Annotated in this window: 11 protein-coding genes; 1 reads left to right on the plus strand and 10 read right to left on the minus strand. The window is 61.9% G+C overall.

Features of this window, described 5'->3' with window-relative positions:
* Window positions 1–170 precede the first annotated feature (170 nt).
* Window positions 171–1,112: a helix-turn-helix domain-containing protein gene (locus ABLE86_RS16970; protein ID WP_348780145.1), complete on the plus strand. Its 942-nt coding sequence runs from the start codon at window positions 171–173 to the stop codon at window positions 1,110–1,112.
* Window positions 1,113–1,388: 276 nt separating this feature from the next.
* Here the strand turns inward: ABLE86_RS16970 and rfbD are convergent, their stop codons facing one another.
* From rfbD to ABLE86_RS17020, 10 genes are all read right to left on the minus strand, one after another.
* Complete coding sequence (rfbD, locus tag ABLE86_RS16975) at window positions 1,389–2,291, minus strand: dTDP-4-dehydrorhamnose reductase (RefSeq protein WP_348780146.1); 903 nt, start codon at window positions 2,289–2,291, stop codon at window positions 1,389–1,391.
* Entirely contained in the window at window positions 2,288–3,367 is a 1,080-nt protein-coding gene (gene rfbB, locus ABLE86_RS16980; protein WP_348780147.1) for a dTDP-glucose 4,6-dehydratase, read from the minus strand. The genes rfbD and rfbB overlap by 4 nt, the downstream gene beginning before the upstream one ends.
* On the minus strand, window positions 3,364–3,927 hold the full coding sequence (rfbC, locus tag ABLE86_RS16985; protein WP_348780148.1) for a dTDP-4-dehydrorhamnose 3,5-epimerase: 564 nt from the start codon (window positions 3,925–3,927) through the stop codon (window positions 3,364–3,366). Before rfbC ends, rfbB begins: the two co-directional genes overlap by 4 nt.
* Window positions 3,920–4,801: a glucose-1-phosphate thymidylyltransferase RfbA gene (gene rfbA, locus ABLE86_RS16990; RefSeq protein ID WP_348780149.1), complete on the minus strand. Its 882-nt coding sequence runs from the start codon at window positions 4,799–4,801 to the stop codon at window positions 3,920–3,922. The genes rfbC and rfbA overlap by 8 nt, the downstream gene beginning before the upstream one ends.
* 42 nt (window positions 4,802–4,843) lie before the next feature.
* Entirely contained in the window at window positions 4,844–5,869 is a 1,026-nt protein-coding gene (locus tag ABLE86_RS16995) for a hypothetical protein (RefSeq protein ID WP_348780150.1), read from the minus strand.
* Between the two features lie 105 nt (window positions 5,870–5,974).
* Window positions 5,975–7,054 (minus strand): glycosyl hydrolase, encoded by a 1,080-nt coding sequence (locus tag ABLE86_RS17000; RefSeq protein WP_348780151.1) that lies wholly within the window; start codon window positions 7,052–7,054, stop codon window positions 5,975–5,977.
* Between the two features lie 43 nt (window positions 7,055–7,097).
* Window positions 7,098–8,270 (minus strand): polysaccharide pyruvyl transferase family protein, encoded by a 1,173-nt coding sequence (locus tag ABLE86_RS17005; protein ID WP_348780152.1) that lies wholly within the window; start codon window positions 8,268–8,270, stop codon window positions 7,098–7,100.
* Between the two features lie 46 nt (window positions 8,271–8,316).
* A complete protein-coding gene (locus ABLE86_RS17010; protein ID WP_348780153.1) occupies window positions 8,317–9,495 on the minus strand; it encodes a polysaccharide pyruvyl transferase family protein in 1,179 nt (392 codons plus the stop codon).
* Between the two features lie 41 nt (window positions 9,496–9,536).
* Window positions 9,537–12,209 (minus strand): glycosyltransferase, encoded by a 2,673-nt coding sequence (locus ABLE86_RS17015; RefSeq protein ID WP_348780154.1) that lies wholly within the window; start codon window positions 12,207–12,209, stop codon window positions 9,537–9,539.
* The gene (locus ABLE86_RS17020) at window positions 12,196–13,668 is read right to left on the minus strand and encodes a DUF6212 domain-containing protein (RefSeq protein WP_348780186.1); all 1,473 of its coding nucleotides are present in this window, start codon (window positions 13,666–13,668) and stop codon (window positions 12,196–12,198) included. The genes ABLE86_RS17015 and ABLE86_RS17020 overlap by 14 nt, the downstream gene beginning before the upstream one ends.
* Between the last annotated feature and the right edge of the window lie 112 nt (window positions 13,669–13,780).

Consider the following 13,780-nt stretch of genomic DNA (forward strand, 5'->3'; position numbering starts at 1 on the left):
GGCCGCCTGTTTCTTGCGTGAGGATGCACAGCTTTTCCCTGAGAGCGCAGTCGGCGAGGCGGCGCTGGACGACCAGCTGCGCGGCCACTATCATCCATCCAAATGTGGGAATGCGAAGGGGAAGGTTCGCCTCGAGCAGGCGGAAGCGTTGCCACGGGTTGGGGGGACCCATGGACCTTGTTTTCTCGACGGAAAGTCTTCCGTCGTCGGATCGCTATCGTGCCTGGCGCGACGCGATATGCGATGTCTATGTCAATGTCGACGTCAAGGCGGCGGATCCCGAACGCTATCGCGGTTTTATCCGCGAGGCGAAGTTCGGCGAGATCGTGCTGACCGACATCCTGCTGTCCGAACAGCGTATTCAGCGCAACAACAGGCACATCGCGCGGCTCGACAAGGATTGCTATTATCTGCAGCTATTGCTGAAGGGGCGCATCAGCGTGCTCCAGCGGGGGGAGACGCATAATTCGAACGCCGCCCGCGGCGCCATCTTTTCGGCCACCGAGCAATATGTGCTTTACGGCCACGGCGAGGTACGCTCGTTCTATCTCGAGATTCCGAGCGACGATTTTGCCCAGCGTTTCCCGCGCGAGCGCATCCCCGTGTCGGCGATAATCAACACGACCCAGGGATTGGGCCGCATCGCGACGGAGTTCTGCGCGACATTGGCCACCGAAGGCTCCAGGCTCGACGAAGACGTGCGGGCGAGCCTCGGTAACCAGTTGATGGACATGCTGGCCTTCACCATGCTGAGCTCCGAAGGCAACATGGCAGAGGCGGAAGGTTCGATAAAGAAAGCGCGCCTGAGGTCGATCCAGCTTTGGATCGAGAAACATGTCGACGATCCCAACTTGTCACTGGAGAAGGTGGCGGCCGCCAACGGCGTATCGCTGCGCTATCTGCACGTCCTTTTCGAAGGTTGCGAGATGTCTGCGTCGGAATGGATATGGAACCGCCGCCTGCAGCTTGCATATGACTGCCTAGCGCGCGGCGACTCGCGGTCGATCACCTCCGTCGCCTTCGACCACGGCTTCAGCAGTTCGGCGCATTTCTCCACGATCTTCCGCCGCAAATACGGCGCCTCGCCGCGCGATGTGAGCCGACGGGGATAGCCGGGCGGCTAGCAGGCGCCGTGCTGACCTTGAGCAGTGCCGAAGCTGGAACAGGCTCGCAGTATAGGTGCCCCGGTAGAATTCGAGGACGAGCGAGACCGCTCACCGACGGCTATGCGCCACCGAGCCTCCGCGATGTGTGGCATTCGAATGAGCCGGTTTAACGACTGGCGTAAGGAAGACCGGCCGTGGCGCGCGTCGATCAGGACGGCTATGTTCTCGACGAAATCGTCCCGAGCCGACCGGCGAGCCGACGACTGACCGGCGCAGCAGGTCTCATCGACTATCCTGGCCAGTCACTGAGTCTTTTATAATATTTCCCACCACGGAAGAGACACGATCCCGCCAGTCTCCAGCGCGGTAGCCGAAATCGTTGGCGAAGCGCTCTGAATTCAGCTCGGAATTCGCCGGCCTCAAGGCCATGGCCACCCACTGATCACTGGCTATTGGCTCGACATCGGCGATCGGGCCACCCACTGCCTTGCTAATCTCAAGGATTTGCCTTGCCAACTCATACCAGCTCGCCCTGCCCTGCCCGGCAAGGTGATACAGACCTTGCGGAAAGCCTTGGTGGTCGCGCCGGAAGCGTGCTGCCGCCAGCAAACCGTCAGCTAGATCGTGCGCTGCAGTGGGGTTCCCGAATTGGTCCGCGACCACCTGAAGCCTCTTCCGCGTTTGCGCCGCCGACAAAATGGTCTTGACGAAGTTTCGACCATATTGGCTGAAGACCCATGCCGTTCGAACAACCAGATGATCCGGGTTCTGCGAGCGGACTGCCAGTTCGCCCGCGAGCTTGCTGCACCCGTAGACTGTTTGTGGATTGGGCCCATCCGACTCGACATACGGTTCACCAGATTTGCCATCGAACACATAGTCAGTCGAAACCTGGATGATGGGAATAGCCGCCATTCGAGTCAGTCGCGCCAATTCGGCGGGGGCTTCGGCGTTTATCCTGAATGCTCGCTGAGGCTCATCTTCCTGCTGATCAACTCCGGTATGCGCGGCTGCATTGATGACCATATCAGGCGCGACGGACTTCAGCACCGAGGCGAACGCCGAAGGGTTCTCAAGATCCAACTCCGGCCGGCCGGCGAGCACGATTTCGATGCCTCGGCCCTGCGCCCGGACCGCCAGTGAACGAGCCAACTGCCCATTCTTTCCGGTGACGAGGATTTTCATCCAGCGCTCGCCAGTCCCAGACGAGTCCCGTCGAACAACTGCTCACGGATTGGTCTCCACCACCAGCTATTGTCCAGAAACCAGTCGACCGTACGGGCGAGTCCCGTTTCGAAGGTTTCAAGCGGACGCCAAGCCAATTCGCGCTCGCTCTTGGCCGGATCGATGGCATAACGCCGGTCGTGCCCCGGTCGGTCGGCGACGAAAGTTATAAGATCCGTATATGAACCTCCTCCCATTCGCGGGCGCCTTGCGTCGAGCAGCGCGCAAATGGTTCGGACCACCTCAAGATTGGTCCGCTCCGCCCGGCCGCCGATATTGTAACTTTCGCCGTCCCGCCCCTTGCTCATTACCGCTTCAAGCGCGCGAGCGTGGTCCTCGACGTACAGCCAATCGCGCACATTGGCGCCCCGTCCGTACACGGGCAGAGGACGCTCATCGAGGGCGTTTGTGATCATGAGCGGTATAAGCTTTTCCGGATAATGAAACGGGCCGTAGTTGTTCGAGCAATTCGAGATGACGACCGGCAGCCCATAGGTTTCGCGCCATGCGCGGACAAAATGGTCCGACGCCGCCTTCGACGCAGAATAGGGCGAGGACGGCTTGTAAGGGGTCTGCTCGGTAAAGACACCGGAATCGAAGGGCAGGTCTCCGAATACTTCGTCCGTGGAAACATGGTGGAAGCGAAAGCCCATGCGGGCGTCATCACCAAGCTTACGCCAATGATCGGCCGCGGCGGCAAGCATGCTTACCGTTCCCGCGACATTGGTGTTCACGAAAACCATGGGCCCGTCGATGGACCTGTCGACATGGCTTTCAGCCGCCAGATGCATGATCCGATCCACCTTTTCGGCAGCCAGAATCCGCCTCACGGACCTGGTGTCGCAAATATCTGCGCGGTGAAAGACATAGTTCGGATGCCCCTCGATGTCGCGTAGCGATGTGAGACTGCCGGCATAGGTCAGCTTGTCGAGATTGACGACGCGATAGCGCTCGGTGTGGATCAGATGGCGGCAGACGGCAGAGCCGATGAAACCCGCACCGCCCGTAACGAGGACTGTTGGCAAGGCGTGCTTCACTGGTAAACAAATCCGGTTTCCAGATCGGCCAGGAACGGCGCGGCTTCATCCTTGGCGGAGAGAACCATGTCGGTCGCCGGGACTGGCCAGTCTATCGCGATATCGGGATCATCGAAGCGGATGGACCTGTCATGAGGAGCCGAATAGGGAGCCGAGACCTTGTAGACGACCTCTGTGTCGGGCTCGAGCGTGACGAAGCCGTGCGCAAAGCCCTTGGGCACAAGGACCTGGTTCCATTGCCGACCTGAAAGCGTGACGGCGATCCATTTTCCGAATGTCGGCGAGCCTCGGCGAATATCGACTGCGACATCGAACACGGAGCCGCGAAGAACGCGCACGAGTTTGTCCTGCGCAAATGGCGGCATCTGAAAATGCAGGCCCCGCATTACGCCTCGCGTGCGCGAAAACGAGTGATTGTCCTGCACGAAATCGATCGAGATGCCGGCTTTTGCAAGTTTCGCAGCATTCCAGGTTTCCGAGAAGAAGCCTCGCGCATCATCGAACTTTGGAGGGCGAATCTCAAAAACACCTTCCAACCCAAGGCTCAGCACATCAACCATGGGCGAGTTCCCGAACCCGGCGCTCAAGATAGCGTGCATAGTCGGTCTTGCCCAAGGAGGCGGCTCTCGCCAGCACTTCGGCTTCGCTCAACCAGCCCAGTTCGAAGCCGATCTCCTCGGGGCACATGATTTTGATGCCTTGACGAAGCTCTATAGTACGAACAAACGACGACGCATCGTGCAAGCTGTCGTGCGTCCCCGTGTCCAGCCAGGCGTAGCCTCGGCCAAGCCGCATGACATGCAGCTTGCCCTGGTCGAGATAGGCTCTGTTGACATCCGTGATCTCGCGCTCGCCTCTTGCCGAAGGCCTGACTGACGAAGCGATCTCGACGACCGAGTTGTCATAGAAATAGAGTCCGGTGACGGCCCAGTTGGAACGTGGTTGAGCCGGCTTTTCTTCGATGGAGAGCGCCCGCTGGGTTTCACGGTCGAAATACACCACGCCATAGCGCTGCGGATCCTCGACCTGATAGGCGAAGACAGAGGCTCCGCTGGTTCGCCTCACAGCTGCCCGACAGTGCTGTGAAAGGCCATCGCCATAAAAGATGTTGTCGCCAAGTATGAGCGCCACTGGATCATCGCCGATAAATTCGCTTCCGATGATGAAGGCTTCGGCCAATCCGTTCGGCGTAGGCTGCTCGGCATAAGACAGCGCAATGCCGAACGCGGAACCATCGCCTAAAAGACGCTGAAACTGCGGCAGATCCTGCGGCGTTGAGATGACAAGAATCTCCCGTATGCCCGCCAGCATCAAGACGCTCAGCGGATAGTAGATCATCGGCTTGTCGTAGATCGGCAGTATCTGCTTCGATACTGCGAGTGTAGCGGGGTAAAGCCTTGTCCCACTACCGCCGGCTAGAATTATACCCTTCACGGAGGGCTCCTTCCCCTGCTTTGCTTCTTGCTCGGCCCATCATCAGCATGGACTGTGATTTTGGACCGGGTACTTTGATGTGGCATGGACGCTAAGCGAGCCCAAGCATCCCGGGTACTGCTCAAGGAATTCCGTCCGGATCGTGCCGGCGATGCGCGCGTCGAGTTCCTGCAGGCGCCGAGCAGGCCCGGCATTGCCTGTTTGAAGGGCTATGGCCTCGACAAGCATCTCGCGCGCGGTCGCCAACTCTCCATCGCGGATGTGTCGGTTGGCCCGGTGGTAGAGGAAGTTGGCTCGCTGCACGGACGAAAAGCCATTGCCAAGGCGCGTGTAGAGCCGGTCGGCCCAGGCGGGATGGCGAGCGATCGCGGTGAGTGCAACCTGGTAGGCCCGCATGGGGTCTCCAACGCGAACCGCGCGGGCGAGCGTGCAGAGGCCTGGCAAGTCGTCTGCGCGGCAGGCCTCGATAAGCGCCAGCCCGCGCGCGGTTCCGGCGAAGGCCCGGACAGTGCCATGGCCGGTCATGTGCACCGGGACGAGACGTGTCCCCTGCTGCAGCACCGCGATCCGCTCCGCGTGCTCGCGGTCGACGGCATGGAATGGATCATGGAAGACATAGGCGCGGCCGGCTGCGTGCTCGGGCGCGATCTCCATGTCTTCATGAAGCGAGGGCGTGAAGTGGCTCTTGAAGCGGCCGTCGAAGGGGACCGTCCTGGGATCGATGGAGATCTGCGGACAGAAGGCGATTGCAACATCGGCATCAAGGGCCCGGCGGTAGCGCAGTGCCGCGTAGCCACCCTGGGAGTGGCCGTAGAGGATGCGTTCGGATGCCATCCGCAGGATCGGCGCTGCCGCGATACTGGCCTTCGCCATGCTTGTCGCCGGGAACCAGTTTGGACGCCGGCTGATGAAACCGAGGGCGGTGATGTCCGCCTTTTCGCAAAACCGCTGCCCCCAGAAGCGGCTGCCGTTTGCCTGCATCTCCATTTCGTTGAAGGTTGCCAGAACATAGGTAGACGATCCCGGCCTATGAAATACCTCTAGGTTTTCGTCGGAATAGATCAGCAAGTCCAACTCCCGAATATTGGAAATACTCCGGCAATACCGGTTGCCGCTTCACTATATTTTCCGTCTGCAGGAAGAGTGCCTCGCGCAAGGCAACACTGCCCCTGCCTACTCGGTTCCGGCCGGCGTGACGGCGAGCGCTCCGGCAGGACTTAACCGGCCGCAACGCCATAGGCTGTATGACTGCTCGGTGTCCCAATCGTAGTAGAAGGCTGCCGTCACCCGCCCTTCATCCATCAGTTGCTGGAAGACGGCGCGCACGGTGCGCACTGCGTCTTCCCGCTTCCGGTCGTCGACGGGGCAGTCGCGTGCCGTGTTCGCTATCCCCCATTCCGTCACCCAGCAGGGCCGGCCCGCATTGTCCGCCTGGCAGAAGTCGAGAACACCCTTCACCCGGTCGGCGAGGGCTGAAGCGCGTTTCTGTCCCGGATAGACGTGGATGCCATAGGCATCGACCAGGCTGTCGATGCCCCGTTTGCGCAGCAGCGCAATGACCTCGCCCGGATCGAGGCGCTCCATGCCTCGCCCGTCGGCCCAGTCGGCACTCAGGTCGGACAGGCCGGCCGACACGATGGCGGCGTCGCTGCTGTGAACGGTGCGCCGCACCTCCTCGCGGGTGATCTTCAGGGCCTCCACATATTTGTCGAGGCCTTGCTCGAAGGCCGCCCGGCCGGCCAGGTCGGCGATGCTGCGCGGGGTCCGTTCGCCAGGCTGGCGATAGACAAGGAGATCGCCGTTATAGGCGCTGAAGTTGATCTCGTTTCCGGGCTCGATCGCCTCCAGCCGAATGCCCAGGGCATCGATGCGGCGCAGTGCGTCGCGCAACCCCATGCGGTACCGGTCGAGATCGAGTTCCGAAAGCCGGTGGACATCCCAGATACGGCCGAAGCCGGTCCGGGGACGAGCCGTCTCGGGAAAGTAGCTCTTGTTCGTGAGCTGGACCTCGAGAAGGATCCGGATGCCCAGGCGGCTTGCGATCTCGAGGCCCTCGATGCTCTTGTCGACCGGCCGCGACAGCGAAAGACGGGCGTGCGTGATGCCGTTCGCCGCCATCTCCCCGAGCACCCTGTCCTGGTCGCTTCGCGAGAGCCAGGCAAGGTTCAGGCGGTTGATCCCGATGCGGGCGGCCCTGATCTCAGCGGCATGAGCGAGCGGCGCCTGGGCGAAGCCCAAGAGCGCCAGCAACATGCCGGGCAGAAGCCTGCCTGGCCTTGTCCTCCTGGCCCTGAAGCTAGAGGCCGACATGGCTGAGTGCGCTGCGGAAGTTGGCTTCGCAGGCCGAGTACCGGTCGGTGACGGCTTGCGTGTCGATCTTGGACAGGAAGTTGGCAAGATAGGCCTTCTTGTCGGCCTCGCGGTTCCACGTCGCCGCTTCCATGTAAGGGAAGCCGACGAATTCCAGCATTTCCCGCATGCGGTCGTCGACAGCTATCATGAGTGCCGGCACGCCAGCCTGCATGCCGATGATGCAGCCATGGAACCGGCGGCCGAAGCAGAGCTCACGGGAGGCGATCCAGCTTCGCCACTGGTTCGTGTCGAAGAAGACCACGAGCTCATGGTCCCTCTGCCACTTTTCGGAATGCTTGTAGGAGGTCGCTCCGGTGATGCGGCCGCTGGCCTTGTCATAGACAGGCGCATGATCGTCGGCGGTCAAGGACAGGTTGTAGGCGATCACCTCGTCCTGCACGACATAGCTTGCGACGCTCGTCGGCTTCAGAAGCGCATGAGCGTCAACAATCGTATCGGCAACGCTGCCGAGATACCCTCCGAAGGCGATCTTCTGCGCGTGCGCCAGCTCAGGGTTGGCGAGGGCCGTGAGGGAGCGCTGCATCCCCGCCGGGTTGAAATAGAGCGACGGACAGCCGGTCGGCTTCACAAACTTCATGCCCTGCTCCCTCAGGAACTCGGCAGTGAAATAGCCGCGGGTCAGGAAGAAGCTCTCCTTGCGCCTCAGGACATCGAGGAATTTGAGGGTGCCGGCGGGCAGGTTCTCCCTGAGGCCTTCCTTGCGCTGGATACCGATGCCCATGACCACGACCGGCATGTTCAGCTTCTCGAACACTTCCGCTTCCAGGTCGGCGGAATAGCCGGGCCGCAGCAGATTGGCCGAGGCGAAGACGCAGATGTCGAACTCCTGGTTCAGGCGCTCGTAGACGTCCTCCGAACCGCAGCTGCGGGCAAGGTGCCAGAATGGCACGTAAGTGACGTCATGCGCCTTCAGGCTGTAGGCCGCGCCCTCCCCGATCAGGTAGTTGCCGGTGTTGGCTATCTTCCTGACCTGCTCGATCAGCTCCGCCTTGGTGTGGATGTCGTCGAAATAGGGCCTGTGGCGAACCTCCGTCCCGGATACGCTCGCCACGGTTCGCTGCAGATATGACGGAATGCCCGTAAGCAGGATGCGCATGATATTCCTTGAATTTTTGCCTGAGACCTTGGATGTCGGCGAGCGGCTACTGCCCGATGCCGATCTCGCGCAGCGCCGTGCGGAAGTTCCGCTCGCGATCGGAGTAGCGGTCGACCAATTCGGACGCGTTGAGGCCGGCCAGATGATCCGCAACGAACTCGGCCCGGTTCTCGGCCTTGTCGAGGTCGGTCGCGTCGACAGCCGGCAAGCCGGTGAAGCCCAGCATCTCGCGCATGCGGTCGTCCACCGCGACCATGAGGCTCGGCACCCCCGCCTGCATGGCAATGATCGAGCCGTGGAAACGCCGCCCGAAATTGAAGTCCATCGACGAGGCCCAGGCGCGCCACTGGTTCGTGTCGAAGAAGGTGCGCACTTCGAACGGGTTCTTGAGCCGCTCGGTGCCCGGATAGGCGACGTCGCCGATCATCGTTCCGGAGGCTGAGTCATAGACGCGCCCTTCGGCATTCGGCTCCACCCGCATGTCGAAGTGAAGGAACTCGTCCTGGACGACATATTGGGGCACTAAATCCTGCGGGTTCAGGGCATTGGCGTCGAGAATCGCATCCTGGTTGCCGCCGAGATAGCCGGAGAAGATGGTCCGCGCCTTGCCGACCTGTACGGAGGGTAGCTTCTTCAGCGCCCGGCGCATGTTGTCCGGCATGAAATACACCGACGGGCAGCCGGTCGGCTGCACGGACGAAAAGCCCTGGTCCTTGAGGAAGCCGCTGGTCTCGAAACCGCGCGTCAGGAAATAGTGCTCGCGCTCCTTGAGGATGCCCAAGAGCCGCTTCGTGCCCTCCGGCAGCGCATTTTCGAGATCCTTGCGGTTCTGCTGACCGATGCCAAGCATGACGATCGGCATCTTGAGCTTGCCCAGCACATCGGCTTCCGCATCGGCGGAGAGCCCCTTGCGCAACAGGTTTGCGCAGGTGAAGACGCAGATGTCGAAGTTGGAATTGAACTGCTCGAACCCATCCCCGTTGCGGCTGCAATTGTAGAGATGCCAGAAGGGGATCTGCTGTGCGTGGGGCGCAAGCGCACGCAAGGCCCCCTCGCCGATCAGATAATTGCCGGTATTGCTGATGTTTCGCAGTTCCTGGAGGAACTCGTCCTTCGTCTCGGGTTGCTTCTGCCGTTCCGAATAGGAGACGGCCAATCCGTTGGCGCCGTTCGCAAGACGCGCGTAGTGGCCAGGAATGCCCGTCACGAGGATCCTTGGACGCATACAACTAGACCTTTCTGCTTGCTAGAACTGGTGGAAGCCCTTCAGCCGGCCGCCGCGACCTCTGCGTCGGACGCCTCGCGCCGGCGCATGACCGCGGCACGCGACAGCGATGAATTGCTCACCGCGCCATCGCACCAGCCGAGGAATTCCGAAAACGAGCTCGTCCACGATCGGCGCGCCGCCGAGTCGAGGCAGCCTTCCATGAGCGGAGCGAGCTTGCGGCGATCGCGGGCGACCTCTTCGATGACACCGGCCATCTGCCGCACCACCTGGGAATCGACCTCGGCATCGATGAGGATGCCGTCTTCGCCATGGGTGATGAGTTCGCCCACGGCGCCAACGCCGGTGGCGATGGGAACGCAGCCGAGCTGCTGCGCTTCTGCGATCATCAATGGAGCGCCTTCCCAGCGCGAGGGCATGACCAGCACGTCCGCCCAGCCCAGCGCCTTGATCAGTTCCTTGCTGGCAAAGACCGGGGGATGCACGTCGACGCCGAGGTCCTTCAGCTGCTCCGTCCAGGAAACGGCGGAATCGGCAAGGATCTCGCCTCCGATCGCCCGTATGTCGACAGGGACGTGCCCGGCGTGCAGCTCGGCGATTGTCGCGGCCAGGCGGTCGATGCCCTTCTGCTGGTCGAACCGTCCCATGTAGAGGAGCCGCAGCCGGTCGTCCTTCCGTTCCATCCTCCGTGCGGACAGCACTTCGGCAAGCGCCTTGGGGGGCACCGTAAAACTCGCGCCATTGGGCACGGCGAAGACCTTTTCGAGGGGGACACCGAAGCTTCGCAGGTAGATCTTGAGCTGCTCCGAGCAGGTCAGGAACGCGTCGTAGCAATGCTCATGGGCGATTGCCGCGAAAGGTTGGCCGGCCGGCCGTTTGAATGAGGTGTTGTCGACGACGTGGAGATAGCAGACCGTGCGCGCGCCCTCCGAGCGCAGCCGTGCAATCAGCGGATGGACCGACATCACGTGGTTGTTGATGATCAGGTCGAAGCCCGAGAGCTGCCCCTTCAGAGCGCCCCAGTCGGCCTCGTGGTGCTCGGCGATGAAGTCCTGGCCGAGAAACTGGCCCGAGCCTCCCCAGGCCGGAATGCCCTCGCTCCAGAAATGGATGTGATCGAAGCTCGCATCGAATTCGTCGATGACGTCCATGCGCTGCGTGCCGAGCACGAAGAGGTGGGTCTCGTACCCGGCCCTCTTCAGCTCGCGCGCGGCCGCATAGACCACCTTCTCGGCGCCGCCGAACGAAGCATTGGGGACGAGCAGGGCCGCCGTGCGCTTGCCGTCGCTGTGGCCAAGCGGCAGGACGGGCGAGCCGCCGATCTCCTGCCGCAGCGACTTGTACAGATCCGCAAAAGGCACGAGCCGGGCTGGCCGCCACGTCCAGCGCCCGCCCGCAGTCCGGCGCAGCGGGCTCGTGGCAATGGCGTTGATGCAGTTTATCATCACCTGCTGGGGCGTGATCCGCGACCGCCGCGGCAGGTTCCGCGGGAATGGGAACCGCACCTTCAGGATGGCCGAAGTAGGCCAGATCTGCTCGTTGCCGATCGAGGCGAACCAGTCCAGGGCATTGTTCTGGATCACCTCGCGAACAAGCGACGTGGGAATGAAGATGAGGTCTGCCGACGCGGCTTGCGATGCCCCCGACTCCAGCAACATTGGTTCGATCTTGCGCTGCGTCGCGTCGTTGCCGAGCTGGACGAAAACGATATTCGCCTTCTCGCTCAGGCGCTCCAGGTGGCAAAGCACGTTGGGCAGCATGCGCGACCGCCGCAAGAGGTCGAGCGTCGCGCCGCTGCCCGCCATCAGGAAAGGCGGGAAGTGGACATTGTCCGGCTCACCGATGCTGGCCCAGAAATCCGGGATGATGTCATCGAGGCGAAGCATCTTCGGCGGCTTGGTGGGGTCGGTGAAGAACGAGATGGCGGCATCTTCGGTCCGCGCGAAGAGATAGCGCGGGCACTCCTCATGCTCGAACTCGACAAGCATCGGGCGCTGGAACAAGGCCTTGTGGCGCTTCCTGAGGAAGCTGACGGACGTGGCACGTTCGCGATTGGCTTCCTTGAAGCGGCTTTCCGCCCGCAGCCGATATTCGAAGGTCGTGTCGTGCGATGGGACGCCGACGAAGCCCTGCTCGATGCAGGAAAGCCAGAACTCCCAGTCCTCGAACCCGTTCTGCCGGTCGTCGTTGAAGCGCACGCCGTCCCGGAAGACGTCGATGGAGATCATCGAGCCGGTGTCGCAAATGTTGTCGGTGATGCAGTGGACAAGCCGCGAATAGCGGTTGCCGTAGTGCGCGCGCCAGTTCACCGAGAAGGTGTCGATATTGGTGTAGACCCAGCCGCAGCCGCTCGAGAGAAGCTGCTGGTACAGGGTTTCGATGGTGCCCGGCAGGACCCTGTTGTCGGCATCGAGCAGATAGACTGCCTTGGCCTCCGGCAGGTTTTCGAGCACGTAGTCGATCGCGCGATTGCGCGCCCCGCCCGGTCCGGCATTCGGGCCGAACACCACATGCAGGTCAGGATACCTGGCGGCATAAAGCAGCAGCAGGTCGAAGGCCTCGTGCCGCGGGTCGCCGTCGACGGACACGACAATGGCAATCCTGCAGTTGGAAGCCGTCGAAGCAAGGACGGATTCCAGCGCTTCCAGGGCCAGCGCCGCATGGCCGTAAAGCGGCATCGCCACCGCGATCAGATCGTCTTTACTGGCGGACATTGGCCGCCTCCCCCGACTGCTTGACCAGTCGGAAGCCCGACACCTTGAGCCAGGAGAAATCGACTGAATCGGTGACGGCACGGCTCAGGATCATGAGATCCATGGGCGCGCGCACCGGCTCGTCCATCTGGATATTGATGTTGATCGCCCGATCGGGGCCGACCTCACGCCAGCCGCTGAAGAAGGCCGACGGTTTTGCCGAGCCCGTGCGCACCAACTCCGCCACCTCGGACCGTGCGTTGGAATTGGCCGGGGCGAGCAGGAAACTGACAGCCGCCGGAGCTCCTTCCGGATGGTCGATCACGGCGCTCGCCGAGAACGAAATGGTTCCGGGCTCGACTGCGCGGCTGACGGCGCCGGCGGAAATTCCGCTCTGCAGCGGATGACACACCACCGCGTGCTCGTGCTCGAGGAAGCGGACGGTCTGGAACTCGGGCACGACCGGCGAGACAGAAACATCGACGATTCGGCTCAGCAGGTCCGGCGCCAGGCGGTAGTCTTCGATGAACTGGCCGTCGAGCAGCTCGGTGGGCGCGATCATGTTGGGTATTCGGGTTGGCCTGACGCCGGGCAGTCCCGTAAACACGCGGAATGCCAGCGGCCTGAGATCCAGGTCGGGATGCGAGACTTCCGACCGCGCCGTGTAGCGCTCGCTGGCAATCGGGAAGCCGAGCGACAGCCCCACCGTCTCGGGACCCGTGGTCGACACCCGCAGCCGCAATGTCTTCGCCCCAGATCCGCATGCCCGCGGCAGCGAGAAGAAATTCCAGTTCGAGACGAGCTTTGAAGCGGGGACGCTCCACTCGGCGACGCCCTCGCGACTCTCGACATAGCTCAGCGTGACGACGAGCACGGCGCCGTCCTTCGGAACCGAATTGAGATGGAGGGCGACGCCGGCCACGCCCCGGCTGGAGACCGGCAGAAGCTGCTCGACATAGGCGCTCGACAGCAACTGTCCGATGCCCTCGTCCTTTGGGTCGACATGGGGATCGTGCCCGAAAACTTCCGCCACGGGCTCCCAGTTGTGCGTCTGAAACGCGTCTTCGAGCGCGCGGTAGTTTTCGAACAGCACTTCGCGCTCCCGGCGAAGCATGGCCAGTTCCGAGGTCATCGAGGTGGCGAACCGGGACAGCCGCTCCAGGCCGCCCTCGGCAAGCGTACGGATGAGCGCGCACATCTCGGCGCCGTTTCGCGCATCGAGCCGCTGGACGGGGACTTCCGGCACCGTGGCAAGCCGTCGGAGCGAGACGAGAGAATCCCTCAAATCAGCTTCAGCTTCCTCCGAAAAGGCGACGCCAAGGAGAGGAAAGCTGTTCTTCAGGGTCGGTTGCGAACGTGCGCCGCCGCCAAGAAAGACGACCAGATGTTCAATTCCGGCCTTTTCAATATTGGCCCGGTCAATATCTGACGCGGCAATCAGCTTTATACTTGTCGTCGACTGCTTCCCGCCAGAAGACATCAACATTTTCACGCAAATCCTTGAAACAGCATTACACGTTGAAACTATTAGTTGGCAATCGATCGCGATAATGCCTTGGAAATCCACTCCAATGGACACGTATCAATAAATA

Source organism: Mesorhizobium sp. KR2-14, assembly GCF_040049255.1.
Classification (GTDB): domain Bacteria; phylum Pseudomonadota; class Alphaproteobacteria; order Rhizobiales; family Rhizobiaceae; genus Pseudaminobacter.